A 25,820-nucleotide genomic window follows, 5' to 3' on the forward strand; every position below is an offset into this window, starting at 1 on the left:
CGCTCCATCCGGGCTGCTTTATATAGGTGTGACTGCCCCTGTTACCAGCGGGCGGTCACCATTTTTTTGCGGGTATAGAATTCAACGCCATCCGTTCCGTTGGCATGCAGATCGCCGTAGAACGAATTCTTCCAGCCTGAGAACGGAAAGAACGCCATAGGGGCGGGAACGCCCAGATTAATGCCCAGCATGCCGGCCTCAATCGTCTCCCGGAATTGGCGCACGCTGCTGCCGTTCTGTGTAAACAGGCAGGCTCCGTTGCCAAGCTCCGAGCGATTGGCAAGCCCGATGGCTTCATCCAGCGTATCGGCCCTCATGACAGAGAGCACCGGCGCAAAGATTTCGTCCTTCCAGATCTTCATGCTTGTATTGACCTGATCGAATACGGTAGGTCCGACAAAATAGCCTTGGCCCGCTGCCGCAGCGTCCTTGCGTCCATCCCGGACCAGCACGCCGCCTTCGCTTTCGCCGGACTCGATGTAGTGGAGCGTCCGTTCCTTGTGCGGTCCACGGATCACCGGCCCCAGGAACGTTCCTTCGTTCAGGCCGTTGCCTATGGTCAGGCTGTCTGCCGCATCGGTCAGCCTGCGGACAAGCTCGTCCCCGATCTCGCCTACCGCGATAACGACGGCGCAGGCCATGCAGCGTTCTCCCGCCGACCCGAAAGCGGCGTTCACGATTTCCTTCACGGCCAGGTCAAGATCGGCGTCAGGCAGAACGATGGAGTGATTCTTCGCTCCTGCCAATGCCTGCACCCGTTTGCCATGCCTGGAAGCGGTGGTGTATACATACTCGGCAACCGGCTGGGAGCCGACGAAGGAAACCGCCTTAATATGCGGATGCTCCAGGATGCCGTTCACGACATCGCGGGCCCCGTGCACGATATTCAGAACCCCCCCCGGCAGTCCCGCTTCGTGGAACAGCTCTGCGAGCCGGTTCGCCAGCTGCGGCGTCCGCTCGGATGGCTTCAATACAAAGGTGTTGCCGCAGGCAATGGCCAGCGGGAATATCCAGCAGGGCACCATCATCGGGAAGTTGAACGGGGTAATGCCCCCTACAACGCCAACCGGGTAACGGTACATGCCCGACTCCAGATTGGTCGCGATGTCCGGCAGCTGCTTGCCCATCATAAGAGAAGGCGCGCCGGCGGCAAATTCGACGCATTCAATGCCCCTGAGCACTTCGCCGTAGGCTTCGCCATAGCTCTTGCCGTTCTCCAGCGTAACCAGCTTGGCGAGCTCTTCCCAGTTCTCCACCAGCAGCTGCTGGTATTTGAACAATATCCGCGCGCGGCGCGGTACGGGAGTTTTGCTCCATGCCGGGAAAGCCTGCTTTGCCGCTTGGACCGCCAGATCGACATCCACCTGCGAGGACAGCGGGACCTTGACGAGCACTTCCTCCGTTGCGGGATTATAAACATCCTCGGTTTCCGTAGCAATTGCGGCGATCCATTCGCCGCCGATCCAGTTTTTCAGCGTCTGTGTCATATAGGTCTCCTCATTCTAAAAGACTGGCGATAGCTGGCTGCGCTTGCGAAAAAGTCTTCCGCTGTTCGCGGGGAGCTTAACTTTCGGTGATAGTTATCCCGCGGACTTTCAAAGAGCGGCCATTCGGTTTCCGCCCGCTTCACCAGCCAAATCCCCAGTCTCTTTTATGTTTTATGATGCAAAAGGTGGTTCCAGCCAGCCCGACAGGAATGACGGGCACTGCCTCACCCCGCTGTAATTTCACCGCGGTTGCAGCGTTCGATGTAGTCCTCCACTTGTTCCACAGAAGGCATCGCATCCGAGCAGCTGTGGCTTGAAATCACGATACAGGCCGCAGCGCTGCCGAATTCCATGCTCCGCTCGATCGTCCAGCCGGACAGGATGCCGTGCAGGAAGCCGGCCGCGTAGGAATCCCCTGCGCCGAAGGTCTTGACGACCTTGGCCGGATAAGATTTGGCCTTATGCTCCGCGCCATCGCGGGTATACGCAATGGAGCCTTCCTTGCCATGCTTGATAATAACGATGCCAGCCGCATAATTGAACCATTTGGAGGCCGTAAACTGATCGCTGCGCTCGGGATTTTGCTCGAATCGTTCCATCATATCGAATTCTTCCCGCGTACCGACAATGATGTCGCATTTTTCAGCAGCCAGATTGTAGTAAGTGGCTGTTTCCTCTGCGGAAATCCAGGTGTACGGACGGTAATCGATATCGAATACGACCGTGGTTCCATGCTTTCGCGCATAATCCAGTGCCAGAAATACAGCCTCGCGTGAAGGGCTTGCCGCAAGCGCGGTACCGGAGATGAGCAGCACCTGGCTCGCCGCAATCAGCTCCTCGCTGACCTCTACGGGAGTCAGCTTCAGATCGGCAGCGTTATCCCGGTACATCAGAATGCTGCAGTCGGTGGGACTTTTGATTTCCGTAAAAGCAAGCCCCGTTACCGCTCCCGTGTTGTCCGTGACCACGTTTCGGGTGTCGATGCTGTTCTTCTCCAGATAACCGGTGATGAACCGCCCCATCGCATCGTCCGCTATCTTGCCGATGAACGCCGTTTTGTGGCCGAGTCTGCTCATGCCGATGGTGATGTTGGCCGGAGAGCCGCCGACATATTTGGTAAAGGTCATCGTCTGCTCCATCGGGCGGTTGATCTCGTTGGCGTTCAAATCGATGCACAGCCGTCCGATCGCCGTGAAGTCAAAGCTTCTTCCCGAGGGAAACGTCACATAGGTCATGCTCTGTCACCTGCCCCGCTTGTCAAAATGGACTGCATATGAGATTGCAAATATGCGATCGCTTTCTCGGCATACTCTCGCGCAGGATGCGCAGCCGGGTCCTGCTCGCCTTCAAGCATTGCCCAGCCCCTGTAATTTCGGCTGACCAGCTCCTCCAGAATAGGGCGGAAATCAATAACGCCGTCTCCCGGCACCGTGAATACCCCATTGCGGATGCAGGTAATGAAATCCGACTGCTCCGCTCTGGCCTGCTCAAGCTTATTCAGGCGCACATCCTTCAGATGAATATAGGCGATCCGGTCGTAATGCTTGCGCAGCACGTTCAGGGGATCTGCCCCGCCATACATCGCATGTCCCGTATCGAAAAGCAGAAACACGGCTTCCGGATCCGTCAGCTCCATCAGCTTGTCGATTTCCTCCGGACGTTCCACAACGGTGCCGCCATGATGATGGTAAGTAAGCTTCAATCCGTATTCCCTGGCGATTTCGCCTGCCGCGTTCAATCCTTCCGCCAGGCTGCTCCAGCCAGCTTCATCCAGCCGCAGCACCTCGCGCTCATTGGGCGAGCGCCTGGGGTCAAAATGAAGGGAACCGCCGACTTCGCAGGTGCTGATCACCGTGCTGCCCAGCTGCTGCAGGAACCGGGCATGCTCCCGGAAGGCATCCAGCTCGGCTTGGCGATAGCCGGGATCAGAGAACAGAACGGATTTCCACTGGGAAACCAGCTGAATATTCCGCTTGGACAGCTCTTCCTTGAGCAGCGCGGTGTCCGTAGGATATTTGCGCCCCATCTCCGTGCCCGTCAGACCCAGCGACTGCATATCGTCCAGAATTTGCTCGTAGGTCGTGTCGTCCCCGTGCTCTTTGACGTCCTCGCCAACCCAATTGATGGGATGAGCGCCTAATTGAAAAGGAAATTGTACCATTATGCCCTCCTAATAATTCGTGTTCAAACATTCAGCTGTTTGAACAACCTTTAGTAAGCTTTCGCCGTCTGCAGCCGTTTTTGCATCTCCGCATGCGCTTCAAGCACCTTGCCGCTCTCCGACACGGCTGGTACGCCGACATTCCACCAGGACTCGTAGCCGTCCGTATTGGTTCCCGGCACGACCGGGATCTCAATTAGCGTCGTCCTCGTCTCCTGCTTCGCCTGAACAATCGCCTCGCGCAGCTCTTCCGCCGTATTGGCCTTATAGGACGCCGCCCCAAGACTGCGGGCATGAGCAGCAAAATCAATCGGCATGAAATCGCCGGTATAACGGCCTGTCTCCGCCTCGCGGTAGCGGAATTCATTGCCGAACCCGTCGCTGCCGTTGCCTCTTTGCAGGTTATGAATGCATTGATATCCGTGATTGTCGAACAGCAGAATCGTAAGCTTTCTTCCTTCCTGGAGGCTTGTGACGAGCTCCGAGTGAAGCATCAGGTAGCTGCCGTCTCCGACAAGAGCGTACACATCCCGGTCCTTCTCGGCCAAAGCCGCGCCGAATGCGCCGCTAACCTCGTAGCCCATACAGGAAAAGCCGTATTCCATGTGATAGCCGCCCGGTTTGCCGACTCTCCACAGACGCTGCAGATCGCCCGGCAGGCTTCCTGCGGCGCAAACCACAACAGCATCTTCGCCAATCGTTTCGTTAATGACGCCAAGTGCGCGGGTTTGCGCAAGGCCGCCTTCCCATTCCAGTGCGTACAGCCTGTCGACTTCGTTCTCCCATTCCGTTCTCAGCCTGGCGACCTCACCCCCATAGCTGCCGGAAAAGCTGATATCCGCCAGGCTGTCCTTCAGCATAGCCAGCGTTTCTTTCGCATCCCCGGTCAAGGACAGTCCGCCCAGCTTCGCGGAATCCATTCCGTTGATGTTGATATTGAGAAACTGCGCTTCCGGATGGAGAAAGGCCGATTTGGATGCTGTCGTAAAATCCGAATACCGAGTCCCTACGCCAATGATCAAGTCTGCCTCCTTGGCCAGCTTGTTCGCGGCAAGCGCTCCAGTTACCCCAATGCCTCCGACATTCAGAGGATGCTTCCAGGATATGGAGCCTTTCCCCGCCTGTGTTTCCGCTACCGGAATACCCAGTGCCTCCGCGAATGCCTTCAGTTCATCCGATGCGGCGGAATAACGGACGCCGCCTCCGGCGATGATGATCGGACGCTTCTTGGACTTGATTAATTCGACCGCTCTTTGAACGGCATCGCGGGCCGGCAGGCGTCTTTCAACATAATGAACGCGCTTACTAAAGAATGCTTCGGGATAATCGTAGGCTTCGGCCTGGACATCCTGCGGCAGCGCGAGCGTAACCGTGCCGGTGTCCGCCGGGTCCGTCAATACCCGCATTGCGTTAATCGCAGCGTTCATCAGCTGCTCGGGGCGAACGATACGGTCCCAATATTTGCTGACCGGCTTGAAGCAGTCGGTCGCCGCTACCGTATAGTCGCTGCTGACTTCCAGCTGCTGCAGAACCGGATCTGGCTGCCGCGATGCAAAATTGTCGCCCGGCAGCAGCAGCAGCGGGATGCGGTTGACGGAAGCCGTACCGGCCGTCGTCACCATATTCAAGGCACCCGGGCCTATGGAAGAGGTACAGGCGAAAATCTGCCTGCGGTTCATCTGCTTCGCGTAGGCGGTCGCCGCATTGGCCATGCCCTGCTCGTTCTTGCCCTGCACATATTGCAAACTGCCGGGACTGCGCTCCAGCGCCTCGCCGATTCCCGTCACATTGCCGTGACCGAAAATCCCCATAACCCCGGCAATAAATTTCGTTTCCTCGCCATCGATCGAGATATACTGATTATCCAGAAACCGTAAAAGAGCCTGTGCCATCGTTAACCGGATTGTACTCATTTTATCCTCCTCAGCAATTGGATTAAGCGCTTTTTCTATTTAATGATATTAATAACTAATACCATACAATAATAATTAGGTGAAGCGCTTAACTTATTATAGGTCTGAACGAGCAGCGAATCAACCTATTTCTTTGATCCGCATGTGGTCGGACAGCCGTCATGCAACGCCGCACCGCGCGCTGGGAGCTGCACGCGGTGCGTTTTACAATAATATTTTCGAACTATCTATGATACTGGACAGCGCAAAGTTCCAACGATTAAGAAGCCAGAAGATCGGCCTCAGCATCGGATGTGTCCTGCTTGGATTTATGCAAAGTGACGTTAAGATCGCCTTTGTTTGCCTCTCTTGACGCAGAAAAAGGGGCTGCTCTCTCAGGTCCGTTTTACGACCTTTTTGGAACAGCCCTGATCCTTTATTGCAGTTATGGGAAAGCAAGTACATCGCGGCCGGTTAACGCCGGGTTTACTTTGGCAGCGCCTGTTCGCCGTTAACGAGCGCGTCGACTACAACTCCCAGCGCTTTGCTTCGGGCAAGCGGAAAGTCCGTGCGGAAAAACCAGTCGGGAACGCGGTACACATGATTGTTTTGCACAGCCTTCATATTTTTCCACAATGAGCTCTGCTGCAAATCATTGTACAACGCTTCGCCCTGCTTGTCGCCGCCCTGCACAATGGCGCCTACATCCAGTAAAATATAGTCCGGATTGATCTCAGGCAGCGTCTCCAAGGAAATCGTTTGGTTAACCCCTTCGATTGCCGACACCTGCGGAGGCGCCTTCAACCCGAGATCATGATACATAAGCGTTCCAGTCAGCTGCCGTTCTCCATACAGCCTGTATTCCTTTTTGAGCACGCGAATGAACATGACAGTCTCGTCCGGTCCGATCCGCTCGCTCATCTGCTTCTTCGCCTCTTCCACCTTCGCCGAATATTGCGCGATCCATTCGTCGGCCTGACTCTCCCGGTTCAGCATTTGTCCCAGTTCCCGCAGCGCGGTCTGCCAGTCTTTCGGCGTCACCGATACAATGATGGTCGGAGCGATTTGGGTCAGGCTGTCATAATCGAGCTTCTGCACATCCGTCCCTATGATCAGATCCGGCTGGGCAGCCAGAACCGCTTCCAGGTTCGGCGTATCTCCCAGATTTATGGCCTCTTTCAGTGGATTGCCGTCCATATAAGAAATTTCCGTCGTACCGGCATAGCTTCCCGTCGCAACGGGCTTGATTCCCAGGGCAAGCAGCGAGTCGGCCACCCGATAGTCCAATGCGGCAATCCGTTTGGGTTCGGCCGGGATCGTCGCTTCCCCCTTCAGATGCTTGACCGTCCTTGTTGCAGGCGTTGTATTGTCGGTGGTTCCCTTGCCCGATTCTCCGGCTGGAGCGGCGGCTTGATTTTCCGAAGCACCGCACCCGCCGAGCAGACCGATGATCATTACTGCTGCAAGGAGCAGTGCCGGAAATTTGCGTTTAAATATGTTCAAGTTATAAACCCCTCCGAATCAAATATATGATAACGATTCTCATTATCAAATATTCAGGCACCTCATGTCAACCTTTTTCTGCATTTGAATCTGGAGAAGCGGCAACGATCGCCTTTGTACCCCGAATTTCAGCTTTGTGCGATCCAAATTCAGAAATTGAGGGTACAAGATCAATCGGAAGATCATTGCCGCCTAGCGTCATTGATCGGCTCATGGTTTTAATAGATGGAGATTTTGCTTTTTGGCGCTAGCCGATAACCGGCAAGCTCTGCTCCGGCGACACCGCCAGCGTATCCCGTTTCATATCCTGAATTCGGATATGTTTATGGTCCGCTCCACCGCCAGAGAACGAATTATCGGCAATTGTCACCTCACTGCAGGCCCTCAAGCGAATTATATCCGGGATAGCCGATGATTCTCCTATTAAGGAAACTTCATTATGCGTGAAGCTTAATTGGCGTGTGCTCTTGGCACCCAGAACCGCTGCGTCAGCCGTCAGAAAATAATTGCCTTCTACACGGATATTGGCATGGACAGGCTTATCCGCATGAACTTCCGTGTTCTCAGGCGCGATATAAATAACGGGATTGCTGCTGCTCCCGCACTCGATAAAACGATTGCCGCGAATCGCAATATCCTTCACCCTGCCGGATTCATACCAGCTCTCTGCATCATCGGCAACCAGCACGCCGCTCATGGTCATGCGTTCAAAGTGATTATTTTCGATTACAACCCTCCGACGCGTCGTCACAAGTACGCCCCGGGTGGGAACCCGTGCAAAATAATTATTCGTAATTTCAACCTCAGGCGTCCAGGTTATATTTTCCACAACATCGCCAGGCATTATCCCCTCCGGAGCAGGCTCGCTTAAGGTAAGCAGGATCTCCCGGGGATTGACGGCCTTAACAGCCTTTACTACATTCCCGGCATAGGCGGCAAGCGAGCTGCTTCTGACAAATTCAATTTCATCGTCGGGAAAGAAAGCGTCAAAGCCGTAGCTTTGCGGATGCATGAACTGCAGATGCAATTGGTCAGGCGCAGGCGTACCGATAATCTGCAAATGCGTGCCATGCACATTAATTGGATCGTCATGCCCGCCGATGAACCGGCTGCTGCTGATGCTCACGCTGCCCCGGCAGCCTGACAAGTGGATAAAATCGGCGAAGGCCGCGACCGTTCGGCCGGTTTCCGGACGGGGAGCCAGATTCAGCCGGTCAAAGCTCAGATTCTCGCTGTACTGGCATACGATGCCCAGCCCATGCATAAAGTGCATGCCGACATTTTCCCAGGTTATGTCGCGGCTCTTCAGAATAAAAGCTCCGACCTGATCGCGCAAGCCGTCGCGAACCTGCAGAACCCGACCCACAACCTGATTCGGGGCAGCCTCCATATGCAGCCGCAGCCGGTAAGGCTCAAGCTCTTCAACACGGACGGCCTTCTCCATCAGATTATCGATCCTCCAGGTCTTGTCGATAACCGGATCATATTCCTGCATGGGACCTTCCCGGAAACGCCAGCCGTCGCCAAGAAAATACAGCCTGCCCGCTTCAAGCTCATAACGGAAATCGGGATGGATCCTGACATCGAAATAATCGCTCCCGCTTTCCTCGATGGTCATCTCCGCGACAGTCGGCCTTTCGTACTCTGTATGGACACAGCTGATTGTGACATTCTCGCAGGAATCGATCACAATCATCGTCTGTTTGCCATGGAAGACGAACAGAGAGCCGTTCCCTTCCATTACTATATCCTTCATGCCTTTGAACAGGATCCCGATCGTCTTGGTCACATCCGGATTCTCTTCCTCACTGGCCGTGTTGGAAATGTAATAAGGCGTTCTGGTCGCGTGCTCCGGGTGAAAATCATACCGCCCTGTCTGGCATTCCAGCATGACTGGCCCTTCAATTCGGGAAGCAGCCTCAATCGCACGCTGCATCGGAACCATGGCATCCGCCCCGGAATCCGGCAGCACGCCATAGTCGGTAAGCTGGATGACTGCGGCAGCGGGAAGTGTTCCCTTTTCTTCAGTTGGCATTCTATGAACCATCCTTTGTTTGATTGTATATGTTCTGTGAACAGGCCGGGGAGCCGGCGCTTGACGAAATAAACCAAGCTTGAAAAATTAATAGGGCCGTTTTTCAACAAGGAGCTGGCCGTTTTCGTTCCGTCACATCGATGACAAGCATAATCAAAATACCACCCTGGTCACCGTTTGCGAAGCTGGAAATCCGCCATTGATTTGAGATTGTAGCTCCAGGACAATAAGAAGGATTCCGCATATGATAGGCGGAATCCTCCCTTAACGAAAATTATTTATTGATTTTCGCCATTTCGGCGTTTACTTCTGTAATCGCCTGCTGCAGCCCTTTGCTGTCGTAGCCCTTCAGGGTTTCCTGCCACATTTTGACCGGATCGTCCTTGCCGAGAATCACTCTTGTGAAATCATCGTCGAAGTTGATGCCAGAGAGCTTATCCTTCGCCGGCGTGGACATCGTATAAATTTCAAAAGCGGTTGGAATCGGCTTGGCGTTCGTCATCTGCCAGTTCAATTCGTCCTGGATAAATTGCACCGATTCATCGCCGAATGCCGCTCTGTTCGCCTCGCTGTCCTCCAGCGTGCTTGCATTTCTCCAGGCAGCCAGCTGCGAGATAATATCCAGGGACGGATACTCCTCCTTCAGATCAACATATTGGCCTTTATCGTCTTTTGGACGGGTAATCGTATATTTGTCGCCATCCTTCGTGTAATCCTTGCCTTCGATGCCGTAGTTGTACAGATCCTGGGCTTCAGGCGAAAGCAGCCAGTCATAGATGCGCAGGATGCGGTCAAGCTTCTTGTCATCGACATCGGCGTTAATCATCGTTTCAGACCACCATGTGTTTGTCGTATGACGGTAGATATTGCCGTCCGCCGCAGGCCACAGATGAAGCAGCTTGACGTGGTCGTCGAATTTTTCACCCGGATTGTTCTTTTCCCACTCTGCCTTAACGCCGGTTGCGCCTTTGATGGAATCCACATTAAGCGACAAAGCGCCCGCTTTGTTCTGGTAGAACTTCTGGTTGGCTTCTCCTGCCTTCTCAACCGCAAAATCCTGATCGAGTCCGCCGTCCGTATATAATTTGCGGGCCTGTACCATAACCTGCTCAATCTGCTTGGAGGCATAGAACGGAATCCATTTGCCGTCTTCCTTCACCCAGCTTGAATTGTCGAACTGCGGGAATGTAGGGATAAATACATATTTAAAATAGCCGAGCGTATTCATAACAACACCGGTTGTATCGTTCTTGCCGTTGCCGTCCGGATCCTGATCCGCAAACGCTTTCATCATGGCTGCAAATTCGTCGAAATTTGTTGGATCCTTAATGCCCAGCTTATCCATCCAGTCTTTGCGGACGTAAAGCGCGCGGTCAACCGCCCACATATCGGTGTTCGGATAAGTCATGCGCGGAATCGCATACAGCTTGCCGTCTTTATAGATTCCTTTCACGTCTTCCGCCTTGGCAACCTTCTCCACATTCGGGTAAGCGCTAAGGTCGTCCGGCAGCGCATGAATCAGCTCCTGATTCACCCAGTCATTGTACGTAGCCGGATTATCGTTGGTGATGCTGTGTGTAATGATATCCGGAAGCTGTCCGGCTGCCGCCCACACCTGGGATTTCTCCTTATAGTTATCCCATCCGATATCCATTGGCTTCAGAGTAACGTTGAAATCCTTTTCAATCTTTTGCAGCACCTCGTCATTCTTCCCGAAGCCTACGCCGATCCCCCACCAGGACAGGGAAATATCCATATGCTCCGCAAACGGATTATCTGCGGCAGCCCCCGTATCCGTATGGTTTGCGGCATTTGACGAATTCGACGCATCTGCCGCCGGCTGATTATTCCCCTTGTCATTGCTGCCGCAGCCGGCAATGAGCGTAACCATCAAGGCGGCGATTAAACACAACAGGACCTGCAGTTTTGCTTTCTTCATGTTCTACGTATCCCCTTAATCTTATTTTTTTATAATAAAAGCCTTGCGCTTCTATCATCCCTTGATCGAGCCGATCATGACGCCCTTGGAAAAATATTTCTGCAGGAAAGGGTACAGGCAGACAATCGGCAGCACACTGACGACCAGAACCGCCATTTTCAGCATTTCCGGACGAAGCTGCGAATTTTGCGCTACAACCGAGCTTACATTGATCCCTGACAGCAGCTGCTGGTAATTGGTCAGCAGCTCCCGCAGCAGCGCCTGAAGAGGAAGCAGCTGCACATCGGTCATGAACAGGACGCCGTACCACCATTCATTCCAGCGGTCCACCGCATAGAAAAGCGCGATGGTGGCGATCATGGGCTTGGATATCTGCAGAATGATTTTATAGAGAATCTGAATCTCGTTGGCACCGTCGATCTTGGCCGATTCCTCTAGTGCTGCCGGCAGCGTCCGGAAAAAAGCGATACAGATGATCAGATAGAAGGTATTGACGGCCACCGGTAAAATCATGACCAGGAGATTGTTGATGAGGCCGAAATTTTTCATCATCAGGTAGAACGGAATCAGGCCTCCGTTGAAAAACATGGTGAACAGGATGGCCGACATAATAAACTTCCGTCCAGGAAATCCGTTTTTGGAAAGCACATAGGCGCCCGACACGGTGACCAGCATGTTTAAGGCCGTGCCTGCTGCAGTCACGAACAGCGTGACGTAGAAAGCTTTCAGAAACCTCGGCTCATGAAAAATATAGCTGTAGGCCGAGAAGTCGAAGGTCGTCGGGATCAAATATACGACCTGCTTGGAGATCGCAACCGTGTTGCTGAACGACATCAGAATAACATTGTAGAACGGAAATATCGTACAAAGAGTCAGCAGCATCAGGATCGCATGGATAATCATATCCGCCGCATTCAGTTTGCCCCGTCTTTGCGCCCATTTTGCATGATCCACAACCGGTGCCTTGCTTTTTTGATTCAATGCCGGTTCCATTACACCAGCCCCTCCCCACCCAATCGTTTGACAATAAAGTTCGCGAAATACAAGAGTGCGAAATTGAGGACAGCCTTGAACAGCCCGACCGCCGTCGTAACCCCGAAGCTTAAGCCGTCGCCGAACGCGGAGCGGTACACATACGTATCGATGATATCGCCTGTTTTATAGACGCCGGGATTGTAAATGTTGAAAATTTGCTCAAAACCGCCATTCATCGCATTGCCCACAGCAAGAATGAGCAGGATCGCCGCCGTACCGCGGATAGACGGCCATGTGATAGCCTTCAACTGCTGAAACCGGCTTGCGCCGTCCACGTATGCGGCTTCATACAGCTCCGGGTTGATGCCGGCAATGGCAGCCAAATAAATAATCGCGCTCCAGCCTACTTCCTTCCACATATTGGACAGGAAGACGATCGGCCGGAACAATCCGGGATCGGTCAGAAACGTATGCTTCTCAAAGCCAAGCGCGGAGATGATCTGGTTCAGCACGCCCGATTCGCCGAGAAAGTTAAGCATAATCCCGCTTATAATAACCCAGGAGATGAAATGCGGAAACGTATATACCGTCTGGTAAAATTTCTTCAGCTTCTCCTTCATCACTTCATTGATGAGCAATGCCAGAATGATGGCCGCCGGAAACTCGATGACGATCCTTCCCAGGCTGATGATGATGGTGTTGTTGAACGCCTGCCAGAAATCGCTCTGTTTGACCAGCTCTCCGAAGTTGGCCAGTCCCACCCACGGGCTTTGCAAGATGCCCGCTTTGATATGAAATTCCTTGAAAGCGAGCAAAATTCCATACATCGGAAAGTATTGAAAGAGCAAATAATAAAGTACGGTAGGAAGGAGCAGAATGTACAGGAACCTGTGCTTGTAAATGCCCTTCCCTAATAATTTTTCCATCTCGGACCTCCTCGTAAGCGTTACCATGATCTCGTCATTTATTATCGCCCCTGCCGGCCCAATGCGTCTATGCACGCAATTTATGGTTTTGGAGCCGAAAATAAAGCGCTCACAAAAAAAGAAAACTTTCCCGGAAAGTTTTCTAAAGATAATCCATATGGATTCTAAAAATAATGCATAGCCGGGGGCGTCACTCCCGGTCATTGCGGTATTGGCTGGGTGTTGTCCCCGTCATTTTTTTGAAAATGCGGGCAAAATAAAAATAGTCCTGATAACCGATTTTCTCGGCAATCTCCTGGATGGAATATTGTTCATGATCCAGCAGCTCGCGTGCGTAAGCGATGCGCAGTCTGGAGATATAGGCCGTGAAGGTTTCTCCGACCTCTTTCTTGAAGAGCTGGCTGATATAGCTCGGATTCATAAAAAACTGATCCGCCAGGCTTTGCAGCGACAGCTCCTGGGTGAAATGGTCCGTAACAAAGCGGAGAATGGCGTTGAAGGTCCGGTTCTTGGTTTCGACAGACAGCGGGTCGGCGGTGCCGGAATATCCGGTGGCGAGCGATTCCAGTTCATCCAGCATCGCAAATACATGCTCATATGACTGGACCAGCTGCTCGTAGCTGTACAGAATGCTTTCCGTCTGTCCCAGCTTGAACAGGAACGAAACCGTCATATTATACACCTGAAAGGCATGCCGGATAGACAGAGCCTGCGCTCTGAACAGCTCCCCAATCCGTTCAAAAACGAGATGAATGGCCGGATTGTCCTTGTCGCGGACGGCGGTGCTCATATCCACCATATACCGGTTCAGTTCCTGATCCCGGAACGGCTGCTGATCATAGACCGCGGGCTTCCCGGTAACAAAAAATTGATGCGCAAGCATATCGGCGCCTGAGATCGCTTCTCTGATCTCGCCCAAATCCGTTATTTTGCCGCTGAAGCCGATTCCTCTGATTCCTTGCGGGACGCCCGTCCTCCATTTGTCCCTGAGGGCTGCCGCCTGACGCTCTTGAAGCAGGAAGGCGGTTTTGGCGGTGCCGATTTTCAGCTTGATGACGGGCCCCTGGATGCTTTCAAGCTCGGACGAACCGACGGAGACAACAGCTGCAATGCCTGCGCTGCTCCAATCGGAGAACCCCTCCTTCTCCAGCTCCTCCTGCAGCTTCAGCTGATTCCCGGCGTTTGGATCCTCCAGCAGATGGATAAGAGAAGAATCGCGCGCAGGACTTGCGACCGCATGCATCCGGCTTATTTTCGCCAGCACGCCGTTGATCTCGATTTCATCAAAGGGCTTCAGGCAATAAGCCAGAGCCCCGTGCGTCAGCGCTTTCTGCGCATAGGCAAACTCGGCGTAACCGCTTACGACGACAAAATGGATGGGAAAGGCCAGGCTTCTGGCCCGCTGGATCAGCTCCAGGCCGTTCATTTCCGGCATCCGGATATCCGTAAAGACGACATCGGGCTTAAGCCTGTTCATCGCCTCAAGCGCATCTACCCCATTGTAGGCCTGGCCGACCACCTCGAAGCCGTGGCTCTGCCAATCGACCATATCCTTCAAGCTTTCCACGACCCAATTCTCGTCATCGACAATCAGCACTTTAAGCATTCAGCTCTCTCCTCCCCGCAATGGTCAGCTCGATGGCTGTTCCGCTGCCAAGCGTACTCTCCACACGCATGCCGCATGCCTCTCCAAACATAAGCCTGATCCGGTTATTGACATTGACCAGCCCGATGCTCCTCTGCTCCTCGTCTTCTTCCGCAAGAGCGGACGGCGGGGCCGCCAGAAGGGCGCGCAGCTCCGTAAGACGGACAGGATCTATGCCCATGCCGTCATCCACGATTCTGACGACAAGACTTCCCTGCTCGTCGACGAATCCCCGTATCTCCAGAAGCCCGTGCTTCAAACGGGGCTCAAATCCGTGATATACCGCATTTTCCACGAGCGGCTGCAGAATCATCTTCGGAACCCGGTACGCCAGAGCCTCTTCCGTACATTCATAATCGACGGAGAAACGGTCCTTGAAGCGGATCTGCTGAATGCTGACGAACGATTTGATGATGCCCAATTCCTCGCTGAGCGGAACCATGCCTGTTCCCTTGATGCTGTAGCGGAAAATACTCGACAAGGCGCGCGTCATCGTTTTGATCTGGTTCTGCTTGTTGACGACGGCGATCCCCGTAATCGCTTCCAGCGTATTGTACAGGAAGTGGGGATTGATCTGGCTTCTCAGGAAAGCAAGCTCGGATTTCTTCTTCTCCAGCTCGATGCCATACAGCCTGGTATTGGTCTCGATCAGACGCTGCGTCAACTGGTCGATTTCGTCCAGCATGCTGTTCAGCTCGGAGGCCATGATGCTGATTTCCATATAGCCCTGAAGGGAAATTCTTTTTTTGAACTTCAGCAGGTCCCCGCGCTTGACGGTGGTCATGAAGAACATCATTTTTTTCAGCGGCCGGAGAATATTATTAATAATAAACATGAAGGGGATCGCCAGAATCAGCAGACAGATGGCCAGAATTAGCAGCTCCTGCCTGCGGATGTCGAGCAGATCGCGCAGCAGCTCATCCTTGGGCGCCATGCTCAGAATGCTTCCGTCGATGTCCGGAAGACTTTGCCTTTGCATCACATAGAGCTTGTTGTTCCATTGAAGCGCTTTATCGCTTCCGTCTGAAGTGCCGCTGGGCAAACCCGTCAACTGGGTGCCTACGCTTACATTTTGCAGATTGCTCGTAATCACCTTCTGGTCCCGGTCCAGCAAATAAATTTGCGTGTTGGTCTGCTTGGAGGAATAATCCTGCTCGCCGACCAGCGCCTTCGGATCCACGATGAAGAACATCGTGCCGACCCGCGTGTTGAACAGCTCGCCCTGCTTCATGTAGTAAATGCTGGTGGCGAAGACCAGTCCCTCTTCCCCTCCGAATAGCGTTCCGAACCGCTGGACACCCGAGTAATAGGCATTTACCTTGGGCGGAACGGCATCTCTGAGTGCGGATACATACTTGTTCCCGCCGTACAGATCCACCCACTGCCCGTTATTTCCGGAGAGGACGATATCCAGAATGCCCTCCTTCAGCTCTCGTTGGCTGATGAACAGCTTGTTTAATTTTTTGAACATGTCGTATTTGAGCAAAGCGTTCTTCTCCACCAGGTAGTTCTGGACTTCCTCATTGTAGGATATATTTTGCATCAGCCTGTAGATGACATCCTTGTTGGAGGTTACATTCTTCTGGATCTCCGATATCGTCTGCTTGACATATTCCTCATGATTCCGCGTAATCATCCCGGACATGGTGGAGTAGCTGTGAAAAATAATAATCAGGATCACAATGATGAACGAACCCGCCAATATAAACAATTGTGAGCGGATCGACAATCTTCTCAGGAAGGCCAAGCCCTCATCCCCGTCCTTGTAGAGTAACTATTGCTTTTATATCGCCTATTATTACGTTAAGCGGCGGACAACGTCAATCCATCGGAAAAACAAGGATATGAAGAAACGGTTAATGCCGCGTCTATGGCGGCTGAGGCAAATATTATCAGATACACGACACAGATGCGAAAACCCGAGTAAGAAAGAGCGTTTCACCATTCATTGGAATGCCTTGGTATCACATTGATATGGACTGCCGTTACTAACAGATTCCGCTTCCCGCTTACCCGTCAGTTGGCCGATGCTCGGCGTATCTGTCTGAAACGCAGACTTCCCGGCTGAACGAACCGCTGGACTAGACTGCTGCCCGAAGTTATACCTTTCACACCATGCGCATCCCGGCGCGCGGTGCGGCACTGTATGAACCTTGGCCCGATCACATGCTAATCCGGGGATTCAGTTGAAGGTTCATTCAAAACAGGGAACCCTGAAACACGGACCGATTCTGCCCTTGGCAAGCATTTGAGAGCAGCGAGCAGTTCAGTGCTGCAGCAAGCTTTTTCCTGCTTGCGGGGCCTCGTTCCAGGCTTGGTGTTAATGCAAGAAGGCTTTTCCTTGCCGGGGCTTCATGTTGGGGCTGGCAAGAACCAAGTCAGTCGGTATTGTCCATACTAAGGGCGTGGTTGGCACAAATAATTGACTTTGTGCCCGGGTCGGACGGCCGCAATGGATAACTGGTCAGCATCCAAGCATCCAAGTGTCGTATGAGTCGGCGTACGTTCCGGACTAAATAGAAAAAAGGTCCGGCGAGGCCGCCATACCGGCAGCCTCATCCGCACCTTTTTCTTATCCGTTATAGTTGCAGCGAGCTGCTGAACTAACGCTCCCCTTCCTCCACCATAGCCAAAGCCCGCACCGGCGAACCGTCCCGCCCCTTGATTTTAAGCGGCGCCGCCATGAAGAAGAAGCGGTTATGGGGAATATGCCGCAGGTTGGCCAGTCCCTCCACGATGACCATCTCCGCGCCAAGCAGCGCCTGGTGCACAGGGTCAAAATCGACCGGATTCGGCGTGGGCACATCCATGCCGATCATGCCGATTTCCCGGGAGGCCAGCCACTGGGCCAATTCCAAAGTCATATAAGGAAAGTCCGAGAAATAATGCGGATTCGGAAATTGGCGGTCCCAGTCTGTCTGGTAAATCACCCTCGCCCCCTTCACAATCCCGGCCTCAAAGGGCAGAAAATCCTCAACCCGGAGCGCCTCCTTGGGCTGCTTATGGGACAGGTCGATGAGCAGCGCTTCTCCGATGCATTTGTGCAGATCCAGCTGCTCGACCGTTTTGCCTCCCCGCACAAAATGAAAAGGGGCATCCAGATGCGTCCCCTGATGCGTGCTCAAGGACAGCCGGGTCATATTGTAGCCCAAGGAATCAATGGTATGATAGGCTTCGACATGGCATTCCGGGTCATTGGCGAACGTAGGCGCGCCCTCGTAGATGTCCAGCGACAAGTCGATAAACGTGTTCATAACATTTCAACCGCCTCTCCTGTGGGTTCACTCTGGCGATGGCGCCAGAAAAATTTTGCTTACATCCGCTTTGCCGTCGACCAGCTCCCTGAAAGCGGCTGGCCCCTCGGACAGCGCCAGCTTCCGGGTCCAGCCCTCAGACATAATGCCGCCCGCCGTGATCAGCGCAAGCGCCTGCCTGAAATCAAGATCGGAATACGTGTAGGAGCCCAGCAGCGCAACCTCCTGCCTGACCAGATCATTGACCGGCAGACTGCTCACCTGCTGCCCCAGGCCGACCATGATGATGCGACCGCCTGGATTGATCAGCCTCACAGCCTGCTCTCGAGTCGGCTGAACACCGACGCAATCGATCATGACGTCCGTTCCACGCGGAAACAGCCCGGACCACCGGTTCGCAAGCTCGCTTGCGTGAACAGTCCTCGCCCCGAGCTTCGCGGCATGGGCCAGCCGGGAAGGCTGAAGGTCCACTACGGTGATTTCCCCTGCACCCATATGGCGCGCCGCCTGGAGGGTCAGCAGGCCGATTGGGCCCGCTCCGAAAATGAGCAGTTCCTCCAGAGGGTGAAGGCCCAGCTTCACCGCATGTATGGAGACAGCGAGCGGCTCCGCCAGAGAGGCCAGGGAGCTGTCCAGCTCCTGCGGGACCTGCAGCACATTGGCTGCCGGCACGGCAACGAACCGGGCGAAAGCACCGGGACGGTGAATGCCGATAATTTGTCTGCTGCGGCATACATTGTGTTTTCCCGCCAGACAGCGGTCGCAGCTTCCGCAGGAAATAAGCGGATTGACGACTACCTTATCGCCCACGGACAGATTGCCGGCCCCCGCTCCAAGCTCCGTAATATGACCGCAAAACTCATGCCCCATAACCAGCGGAGGCACCCTGATGCTGCTGTGTCCCAGGAATCCCTCCAGCTCGCTGCCGCAGATACCGACCGACTTCACTTCAATCAGAACCTCATCCGCTCCCGGAACGGGCACTTCCAATTCCTCCAGTGTGATCCGCTCCGGCCCTTGATAGACTAACGCTTCCATGTAACATCACTTCCTTGCCTCCAGAATTTTCATTGGCGCGAGATTGGCCGGACTTGATGTAAGCTGTCTGCCCGCTTTACAGCCGAGCTTCAACGCCGTTGACAATATGCAGCGGCCGCTCCCCGCTAAACAACCTCTTGATTTCCAGAGCGGCATATTCCTGCAGCCGCATCAGGGAATCCTCGGAATACCAGGCGCAGTGGCTGGTAATCAGGCACTGCTCCAGCTGGAGCAGAGGATGAGCGGGATCAATGGGCTCGTTCTCCAGCACATCAAGCGCTGCGCCCGCAATCATTCCCTCCTGCAGCGCCGTGACCAGATCATCCGCCCGGAGAATGCCTCCGCGGGAGGTATTGATCAGAAAAGCCGACGGCTTCATCAGCCTGAAAGAAGCCATCGACATGATCCCCCGCGTTTCGCTTGTGAGCGGCAGGTGGAGTGAGAGAACATCACTTCTGCGAAGCAATGTCTCCCAATCCACCCTTTCTACCCCAAGCTCGCGGAATGATTCCTCCGGGGCGTAGGGATCATAGGCGATCGCTTGCAGTCCGAAGGCTTGGGCCCGCCTGATAACGGCTCTGGCAATATTGCCGAAGCCGGCTGTGCCGATCGTTCTTCCCTGCAGCCCCATAATTGGTCGGCAGGGTGCAATCTGCCACTCGCCTGCACGAACCTGCGCCACGATGCGGGGGATTTTCCGCACAGAACCCAGCATCAGCGCCAGCGTATGATCAGCCACCTCGTGGACGGCATAGTCGGGAATATTCACGACCGGAATATTCCGCTCTGCCGCTGCCTCCAGATCCACATTGTCGACGCCGATTCCATAACGGACGATAATGCGGCAGCGCTTGAGGGCGTGAATCGCCTCTGCGGTCAGCGGCGCCCACTGGGTCAGAATGGCATCCGCGTTCCCGCATAATGCCGCCACCTCCTCCGGCGTTCGGCATTGTCCCTTGATGAATGTGAAACCCATGGGACTCAGGATCGCTTCCTCCTGATCCAGATTTGGAAAACCGTAGTCGGTCACCGCAATGGTTAACGCTTGTTCACTCATTGGCCTGCCTCCCTCTCCATATGTTGCAGCCATCCTCCCGATCTCCTCCTATCTGGCCAAATATCCGCCGTCAGCCATAAGATCCTCCCCCGTAATGAAGGAGGCGTCGTCCGATGCCAGGAACGCCACCGCGCCTGCGACCTCCTCCGGTCGGCCCTGACGCTTGAGAATATGGAGCGCGGATACCCGCCCATTCTCCTCCTCCATATCAATTCCAAGCGCGATGCAGCTGTTCTCGAACGCCTGCGTCCATATATAGCCAGGGCAAACGCTGTTCACCCGGATGCCGAAACCTCCCAGATCAACGGCCCAGCATTTGGTCAATCCGCGTATGGCAAACTTCGTGGCATTATAGGTGGCAAATTGGGACTGTCCTATGAATCCGCTTACAGAAGACATATTGACGATAGCGCTGCTGCCTGATTTCTTCAGCAGAGGAATACAGTTCTGCGTCACAAGCGAGGTGCCGATCACATTGACGCTGAGGATTTTGTTCCAATCCTCCGGCGTGGCCTCAACCCCTTTGAACAGGAACAGCGCCGCAATATTCACCAGAATGTGCACGGACTCATGCTCCGAGCCGATTTTTGTGAAAATGTCCTTCACCTGGACCTCATCGGAAATATCGACCCTGGCACTGAATACGGCATTGCCGGTGGCGCGTCCAATGCGCTCTGCCGTCTGGTCCACCTCGCTTTGCAGATCCAGCAGCCAGACGATGCAGCCTTCCTCGCTCAGCCTCAGGGCAATTGCTTCCCCCAGGCCCTGAGCCCCTCCTGTGACAATCGCGACCTTGCTCTTGAGCCCCCTCATAACCCACCTCCAGTTGTCTGGCCTTCCTGTGTAAATCTTATTTTCTTTCTGGTTATATGTCAATATATCCGATTAACATGACTTTTTTATATCCAATTATTCATGCGCTCATTCTCTGCGATTACAGCTTTCATTCTCGAGCTTGCATCCTCTGGGGCTGCCTGTTTTGGCTGTCCTTGGACCATCATCAGGTCTCCCTCAATTTATATTCGAAAGCCGCCCTATGAAGACAAAAAGCCCCGCATATGCAGCCTGGATGCCTGCACGCGGAGCTTCCCTTTTATCGTTAATCTGATAAATCCGGTTTATAGTCTCACAATGATTTCATTCCCTTGTCTGATGCAATGCTTTTGATTTCCACCAGCCTCGGATCCAGCCGGATATGCCTGGTTTCCACAAAACCCGTTATCTGATCGACGACCAGCTGCGCCGCCCGGCTTCCCATCTCCGAGGGGGATTGATCAATATAAGCGGAGGGCAGCATGCCGTCCGGCGCAAATCCGGGCTCGTCAAAGCAAATCAGGCTTAATCCGCTCCTGTTAAGCTCATGAAGCGCTCTCCCAATATAGCGCATCAGATGGGCATCGACAGCCGCTATAGCTTCGAGATCCGCATTTTGCCGCAGATATTCGATTATCTCCACAGGCACGTCCTCAGGAACCAGAGGCTCCGAGCCTTCAATAATACCGGAGGAGACCGTCAGATACCGGCTGCCGGAGACAGGCGGAATACCCCGTTCCACCAAAGCGGACTGAAAGCCGAACAGCCTTTCCTTCACGCCCTCCGTGTAGGTCGGGGGATACGTAATCAACCCGATTCTCCTGTAATTCTGTCCTGCCAAATACTCCCCCATCAGGCGGCCTGCCTTCTCCGTGTCGCAGTAAACGCGGCTCGCCTGATAGTCGCTGACATACTTCTCGACGAAGACGAGAGGGAATTTATCCAGAATCAGCCGGATCATGTCATCATGAAAGTATTCCCCCCGTGTAGCGACAATGATGAGGCCATCGACCGGAATATCAAGAAACCCGCGCAGCGCATCGGAAGCCTGCCGGTCAGCCTCACCGATACGCTTGAATACAAGATGATAGCCCATTTTGCCGAGCTCGGCTTCCACCCCGGAGACCAGGCGGGCGGCATATTGAAATTCCATCCAGGGCATGATCAAGCCGATCAGCCTCCTGGAGGAGCCTCGTTGAGACAGAGCGTCAGCCGCTTCCACGGGCAGGCTATCCTGAGTATAATCTCCCGGAACGCTCTGCCCGGAAACGAAGGTGCCTTTGCCTCGCATCCGATACAGATAACCCTGCGTTACCAGACCCAGAATGGCGTTCTTGGCCGTAATCCGGCTCACCTGAAACTGCTCGGCAAGCATCCGTTCTGCCGGAATCCGGGTATGCGGCTCCCAGGTCCGGGAATCGATTTGGCCGAGGATATAATTCTGAATCTGGGCATACAGAGGGATTAATTTGGTCATTCTGTCAGCAGGCTCCTTATGTCTTTCATGTACAAAACAAAATTGGATATATAGAGCATATCCTATCCGCTCTCACCCAGGCAAGAGAAGCCTGATGACGGACAGATGACTCCACAACCGCTTGAAGCGAGTTGTTTTAGCGGATTAAATATGTGGACCAGCTTACCATCACCTTAAGTCGCACACCATGAGAGACATCTGTTTTGAAACCGGCTTCACACCCTAGCTTCTCCTATTGCTGTGCTGCCGCATAGCGCAAGCCAGCGCCGCGTGCCATCTTCCCCCTACTTGAGGCTTTTCGGCTGCGGAAAAGCCAGCAGCTTGCCTTTGGTCTGCACAACGATCATCCCGTCTGCAGCAAAGGTCGGCCCGAATACGCGGCCGTAGGTCAGCAACTGCTCGACTGGTTCGGCTTTGAGCAGGTCGATGGCAATCAGACGCCCGTCGGTCTGGGCGACATACATGCCGCCTCCAATCAAATCGATGCGGGCAATAGGATTGGAGAGGCCCCCATTATAGAAGACTGGCCCCTTGTTGGCCAGCTTGACGCCAAGAATACTTTGACTGTCCGAGAAGATCAGCCGCCCTTCAAAGGGGCCAAGCGCATAACGGACATCGCCGGCTGCCGGAGACAGATAGGTCTGCTTCACGGCTTCGGCGGGAACCTCATTCCGGGGATATGCGTATACCTTCATCCCCACCGCGATATAGACTTGATTGCCGCTGATCCAGGCTGTCCCGGGAGAATAGAATTCCTCTTTATCCAGATCGATATTTTCCGGATTATAATCGACGGACTTTATCGCCTTCCCGTCCTCAATGCCCAGGGTATCGAGCGTGACCAGCATGCCTTTATCGATAATGGTCTGCTGCCGCTGCACAATAATCGTATCGTTCTCAACCGCAATCGGAAAGCTCTTGTTCATCTTCTGCCAGGCCTCTTTGCCTGTTTCTTGATTGAAGGCATGGAGCACTTCGTAGGAATACGCGCCCGACTCGATGTTGGACGCGAATATGCGCTCCCCGGCAAATAACAGTGGCCCCGGCAGCGGCTCCTTATAGTCATCGCGCCACAGGAAGGAGCCGTCTGAGACCTGGTAGGCCTGGATGTCTCCATTCAGTGCGTACAGCTGTTTCCCATTCACATACAGCTGCGAAGTGCCTTTGCTCGGCACGGCGGATGTCCACAGCTTCTTGCCCGAAGCGGCGTCAACCGCGTACAGCACGCCGCTGTTCGACACGACATATACATGTCCGCTCTCATACACAACGGTTGTTTTCAGGCTGCTGCCGAAGGACCACAGCTTCTTCCCGGTTGTGGTTTGCACCGCCAGCAATTGGCCTCCCTGGATCAAAAACAGCTTGTTCTCCCCGGAGGCCACCACGCCGCCGCCCATGGACTCATCATCCACAGGCTTATCCATGGCGATTGCCCAATAATCCTTCACAGTCTTGGTCTGTACAGGGGTATCGACGTTATTGCCCACATAAGAGGTATGCGGATCGACGCCCGCATAAGCAGCGGAGCCTGCAAGCATAGAGATGGAAACTGCAGCCGCTGCCAGTGTTAAAATGGTTCTCCTCAGCAGCGATTTTCTGATAGAAAGCATTCTATTCGCTCACCTGCCTTATCCTAGTCATCTGGCGGAAATACGATTTCATTCATTTTAACATAATTAAGTACCTCCTGAATGAATCTGCATATAAGCGGAGCATGAAGGAATTTTAACCTTTCTCATAGTAGAACAAAAAACGGCAAGGGCTCCGCAGTCTGTAAGACAACGATACCCCTGCCGTATATTATGATGAAGCTCATCTACCCGGAATAACAGGTTAAACATTAACCCTGCGAATGAACCAGCTGATTGATGATTCGCACCGCCCGCTCCGATCCCGAACGCTGCTCTTCCAGTCCTTCGTACTCCACGGACAACCAGCCGTCGTAACCCGTCTCCGCCAGCTTGCCCACAAGAACTGCGGCCGGAACATCGCCTTCGGTAGGAACGGTTCCCACATAAGGATCGCCGGCGATGGAGCGGTACACACCTTCCGTCTCTTCCGGTCCAACCTTGCGGAAGTCCTTGGCATGTACATGATGAATGTACGCGGTTACCTGATTGAGGGCTTCCACGGGCTGTTCGTCAACAAGCAGGAAATTGCCCATATCAAAGGTGCTCCGCAGTGCGGAGGAGCCGACTGCTTCAATCAGCTCTACGACCTGGTCTCCCCTGCCTGCGAAGATGCCGTGATTCTCCAGACAGAGCGTGACCCCTTTGGATTCAGCATAATCCGCACCCTGCTTCAGACCGTCCACAATCCAGCCTTTTGCCTGCTCGTAGCTGATGCCATCCCTCTTGTCGCCCGCGAATACACGTACGACCCTGGCGCCAAATTCCACCGCCATATCGACGGAGCGCAGGATATCCTGCACCTGTGCCTCTCTCGCGGCGGCATCGGTCTGGACAAGATTGTTGCAGGCACCGAAACAGGCAAGCTGGATGCCTGTACGGGCAAGCGCATCGCGGACAGCAGGAATATCCGTCTCCTCATTCCAAAATACGCTGAGCAGTTCAACCCCCTGCGCACCCGTAGAGGCTGCAAAATCGATAAAGTCGGCATTGGTCCATGATTTGTCAAACAAATATTTGTGGCAGCTCCAGACACTAAGCGATGTTTTCATAGGTTTCGTGCAGCTCCTCTTTCGTTTCTTGGGGAGAACCGGCGCTAACGGTAGGCGTTGATAAAATCGACGGCGCGGCGGATATCCAGCTCCGGCTTGTCGCCAACCTCGCGTTCAATCGTCAGATAGCCGCTGTAGCCGATTTCCTGAAGCGCGGCAAAGTAAGCCTTGAAGTCAACCATGCCTTCGCCAAGCGGCACTTCTTCAAAATCCGCGCCTGAAGCAGCCATCTCGGCAATATGCTCATGGCTCATGGCGTCGTAGCCAAGAAATCCGTAGACCTTGCGCGGGTCCACGATACGTAGCCGTTTGCCATCCTTCACATGCGTGTGTACGATGTAATCCTTCAGCGTATGGACGCCCTGAACCGGATCATCTCCTGTCACCATGACCATATTGGCAGGGTCGAAGTTGACGGAAACGCCGTTCGTGCTGAGCGTGTCGAGAAAGCTCTTGAGATGGGCCGCAGGCTCCGGTCCGGTCTCAATCGCAAAATAGGCATTCATGCTTTTCGCATAACGGCCGAGCTCGTCGCAGGCTTCCTGCATCGCCTCATAGATTGCGCCGCTGCCTTCATGCGGCACAATGCCGATATGGGTGGTGACGATATCCGTGCCAAGCTCGACCGCCAGATCGAGAATGCGCTTGGATTTCTCAATTTTGACCGCATTGGCTGCGCGGTCCTGGAAGCCATGGCCGCCCAGATCGCCGCAGAGCGCGGAGATATCCAGCCCCAAGCCGCCGATCATGCTGCGCAGCTCGCGCCTGTCCTCAGCGGACAGGTTGGCAGGGTCCATTTCGCCGGAAACGGCATAAATTTGCACGCCTTCCGCCCCGACCTCTTTTGCTTTCAACAAGCCATCGCGAACGCCAAGATTGAAGCTGTCCACAATGACGCCGATTTTATTCGTTAATTTCACCATGGTCTCTCCTTTCAT

Annotated in this window: 19 protein-coding genes; all 19 read right to left on the minus strand. The window is 54.0% G+C overall.

From position 1 onward, the window contains the following. Nucleotides 1-41 precede the first annotated feature (41 nt). Nucleotides 42-1,487 carry a CoA-acylating methylmalonate-semialdehyde dehydrogenase gene (locus tag ACFOLF_RS15660; protein WP_210043437.1) on the minus strand — a complete coding sequence of 482 codons (1,446 nt, stop codon included), beginning with the start codon at nucleotides 1,485-1,487 and terminating at the stop codon, nucleotides 42-44. 224 nt (nucleotides 1,488-1,711) lie between these two features. After that, nucleotides 1,712-2,722, minus strand: a complete 1,011-nt coding sequence (gene iolC / locus ACFOLF_RS15665) for a 5-dehydro-2-deoxygluconokinase (protein WP_210043439.1) — start codon at nucleotides 2,720-2,722, stop codon at nucleotides 1,712-1,714. Next, a complete protein-coding gene (iolE, locus tag ACFOLF_RS15670; RefSeq protein WP_210043448.1) occupies nucleotides 2,719-3,648 on the minus strand; it encodes a myo-inosose-2 dehydratase in 930 nt (309 codons plus the stop codon). The genes iolC and iolE overlap by 4 nt, the downstream gene beginning before the upstream one ends. Nucleotides 3,649-3,698: 50 nt before the next feature. Continuing rightward, a complete protein-coding gene (iolD, locus tag ACFOLF_RS15675) occupies nucleotides 3,699-5,561 on the minus strand; it encodes a 3D-(3,5/4)-trihydroxycyclohexane-1,2-dione acylhydrolase (decyclizing) (protein WP_210043459.1) in 1,863 nt (620 codons plus the stop codon). Nucleotides 5,562-6,026: 465 nt separating this feature from the next. Beyond that, nucleotides 6,027-7,043, minus strand: coding sequence for an iron-hydroxamate ABC transporter substrate-binding protein (locus ACFOLF_RS15680; RefSeq protein WP_210043461.1), 1,017 nt, complete (start codon nucleotides 7,041-7,043; stop codon nucleotides 6,027-6,029). Nucleotides 7,044-7,290: 247 nt separating this feature from the next. Continuing rightward, nucleotides 7,291-9,078: a right-handed parallel beta-helix repeat-containing protein gene (locus tag ACFOLF_RS15685; protein WP_210043463.1), complete on the minus strand. Its 1,788-nt coding sequence runs from the start codon at nucleotides 9,076-9,078 to the stop codon at nucleotides 7,291-7,293. 274 nt (nucleotides 9,079-9,352) lie between these two features. Then, nucleotides 9,353-11,017 carry an extracellular solute-binding protein gene (locus ACFOLF_RS15690; protein ID WP_210043468.1) on the minus strand — a complete coding sequence of 555 codons (1,665 nt, stop codon included), beginning with the start codon at nucleotides 11,015-11,017 and terminating at the stop codon, nucleotides 9,353-9,355. Between the two features lie 54 nt (nucleotides 11,018-11,071). Then, the gene (locus tag ACFOLF_RS15695) at nucleotides 11,072-12,010 is read right to left on the minus strand and encodes a carbohydrate ABC transporter permease (RefSeq protein ID WP_210043470.1); all 939 of its coding nucleotides are present in this window, start codon (nucleotides 12,008-12,010) and stop codon (nucleotides 11,072-11,074) included. Further along, nucleotides 12,010-12,918 carry an ABC transporter permease gene (locus tag ACFOLF_RS15700; protein WP_210043472.1) on the minus strand — a complete coding sequence of 303 codons (909 nt, stop codon included), beginning with the start codon at nucleotides 12,916-12,918 and terminating at the stop codon, nucleotides 12,010-12,012. The genes ACFOLF_RS15695 and ACFOLF_RS15700 overlap by 1 nt, the downstream gene beginning before the upstream one ends. Nucleotides 12,919-13,108: 190 nt before the next feature. Continuing rightward, a complete protein-coding gene (locus ACFOLF_RS15705; protein ID WP_210043480.1) occupies nucleotides 13,109-14,524 on the minus strand; it encodes a helix-turn-helix domain-containing protein in 1,416 nt (471 codons plus the stop codon). Then, nucleotides 14,517-16,310: a sensor histidine kinase gene (locus ACFOLF_RS15710; protein WP_210043482.1), complete on the minus strand. Its 1,794-nt coding sequence runs from the start codon at nucleotides 16,308-16,310 to the stop codon at nucleotides 14,517-14,519. The genes ACFOLF_RS15705 and ACFOLF_RS15710 overlap by 8 nt, the downstream gene beginning before the upstream one ends. An 856-nt stretch (nucleotides 16,311-17,166) precedes the next feature. Further along, nucleotides 17,167-17,817 carry a cyclase family protein gene (locus tag ACFOLF_RS15715; protein WP_210043484.1) on the minus strand — a complete coding sequence of 217 codons (651 nt, stop codon included), beginning with the start codon at nucleotides 17,815-17,817 and terminating at the stop codon, nucleotides 17,167-17,169. Between the two features lie 27 nt (nucleotides 17,818-17,844). Next, a complete protein-coding gene (locus ACFOLF_RS15720) occupies nucleotides 17,845-18,855 on the minus strand; it encodes a zinc-dependent alcohol dehydrogenase (protein WP_210043517.1) in 1,011 nt (336 codons plus the stop codon). Nucleotides 18,856-18,931: 76 nt separating this feature from the next. Further along, complete coding sequence (locus tag ACFOLF_RS15725) at nucleotides 18,932-19,912, minus strand: C-terminal binding protein (protein ID WP_210043519.1); 981 nt, start codon at nucleotides 19,910-19,912, stop codon at nucleotides 18,932-18,934. A 48-nt stretch (nucleotides 19,913-19,960) separates the two neighbouring features. Then, complete coding sequence (locus ACFOLF_RS15730; RefSeq protein ID WP_210043521.1) at nucleotides 19,961-20,725, minus strand: SDR family NAD(P)-dependent oxidoreductase; 765 nt, start codon at nucleotides 20,723-20,725, stop codon at nucleotides 19,961-19,963. 313 nt (nucleotides 20,726-21,038) lie between these two features. Next, nucleotides 21,039-22,202, minus strand: a complete 1,164-nt coding sequence (locus ACFOLF_RS15735; protein WP_210043523.1) for a GntR family transcriptional regulator — start codon at nucleotides 22,200-22,202, stop codon at nucleotides 21,039-21,041. Nucleotides 22,203-22,486: 284 nt separating this feature from the next. Continuing rightward, the gene (locus ACFOLF_RS15740) at nucleotides 22,487-23,812 is read right to left on the minus strand and encodes an outer membrane protein assembly factor BamB family protein (protein ID WP_210043526.1); all 1,326 of its coding nucleotides are present in this window, start codon (nucleotides 23,810-23,812) and stop codon (nucleotides 22,487-22,489) included. Between the two features lie 230 nt (nucleotides 23,813-24,042). Then, on the minus strand, nucleotides 24,043-24,882 hold the full coding sequence (locus ACFOLF_RS15745; RefSeq protein ID WP_210043528.1) for a sugar phosphate isomerase/epimerase family protein: 840 nt from the start codon (nucleotides 24,880-24,882) through the stop codon (nucleotides 24,043-24,045). Nucleotides 24,883-24,926: 44 nt separating this feature from the next. Beyond that, a complete protein-coding gene (locus ACFOLF_RS15750; protein ID WP_210043550.1) occupies nucleotides 24,927-25,805 on the minus strand; it encodes a sugar phosphate isomerase/epimerase family protein in 879 nt (292 codons plus the stop codon). Nucleotides 25,806-25,820: the final 15 nt, after the last annotated feature.

Origin of the sequence: Paenibacillus sepulcri, from assembly GCF_042647105.1 — a bacterium.
Taxonomy (GTDB): domain Bacteria; phylum Bacillota; class Bacilli; order Paenibacillales; family Paenibacillaceae; genus Paenibacillus_Z; species Paenibacillus_Z sepulcri.

Coding starts and splice junctions, on each gene's coding strand:
- ACFOLF_RS15740 (WP_210043526.1), bottom strand. CDS start 23,812: ATGCTTTCTATCAGAAAATCGCTGCTGAGGAGAACCATTTTAACACTG.
- iolE (WP_210043448.1), bottom strand. CDS start 3,648: ATGGTACAATTTCCTTTTCAATTAGGCGCTCATCCCATCAATTGGGTT.
- ACFOLF_RS15750 (WP_210043550.1), bottom strand. CDS start 25,805: ATGGTGAAATTAACGAATAAAATCGGCGTCATTGTGGACAGCTTCAAT.
- ACFOLF_RS15685 (WP_210043463.1), bottom strand. CDS start 9,078: ATGCCAACTGAAGAAAAGGGAACACTTCCCGCTGCCGCAGTCATCCAG.
- ACFOLF_RS15695 (WP_210043470.1), bottom strand. CDS start 12,010: ATGGAACCGGCATTGAATCAAAAAAGCAAGGCACCGGTTGTGGATCAT.
- ACFOLF_RS15725 (WP_210043519.1), bottom strand. CDS start 19,912: ATGAGTGAACAAGCGTTAACCATTGCGGTGACCGACTACGGTTTTCCA.
- ACFOLF_RS15715 (WP_210043484.1), bottom strand. CDS start 17,817: ATGAACACGTTTATCGACTTGTCGCTGGACATCTACGAGGGCGCGCCT.
- ACFOLF_RS15690 (WP_210043468.1), bottom strand. CDS start 11,017: ATGAAGAAAGCAAAACTGCAGGTCCTGTTGTGTTTAATCGCCGCCTTG.
- ACFOLF_RS15735 (WP_210043523.1), bottom strand. CDS start 22,202: ATGACCAAATTAATCCCTCTGTATGCCCAGATTCAGAATTATATCCTC.
- iolC (WP_210043439.1), bottom strand. CDS start 2,722: ATGACCTATGTGACGTTTCCCTCGGGAAGAAGCTTTGACTTCACGGCG.
- iolD (WP_210043459.1), bottom strand. CDS start 5,561: ATGAGTACAATCCGGTTAACGATGGCACAGGCTCTTTTACGGTTTCTG.
- ACFOLF_RS15705 (WP_210043480.1), bottom strand. CDS start 14,524: ATGCTTAAAGTGCTGATTGTCGATGACGAGAATTGGGTCGTGGAAAGC.
- ACFOLF_RS15730 (WP_210043521.1), bottom strand. CDS start 20,725: ATGAGGGGGCTCAAGAGCAAGGTCGCGATTGTCACAGGAGGGGCTCAG.
- ACFOLF_RS15745 (WP_210043528.1), bottom strand. CDS start 24,882: ATGAAAACATCGCTTAGTGTCTGGAGCTGCCACAAATATTTGTTTGAC.
- ACFOLF_RS15720 (WP_210043517.1), bottom strand. CDS start 18,855: ATGGAAGCGTTAGTCTATCAAGGGCCGGAGCGGATCACACTGGAGGAA.
- ACFOLF_RS15700 (WP_210043472.1), bottom strand. CDS start 12,918: ATGGAAAAATTATTAGGGAAGGGCATTTACAAGCACAGGTTCCTGTAC.
- ACFOLF_RS15660 (WP_210043437.1), bottom strand. CDS start 1,487: ATGACACAGACGCTGAAAAACTGGATCGGCGGCGAATGGATCGCCGCA.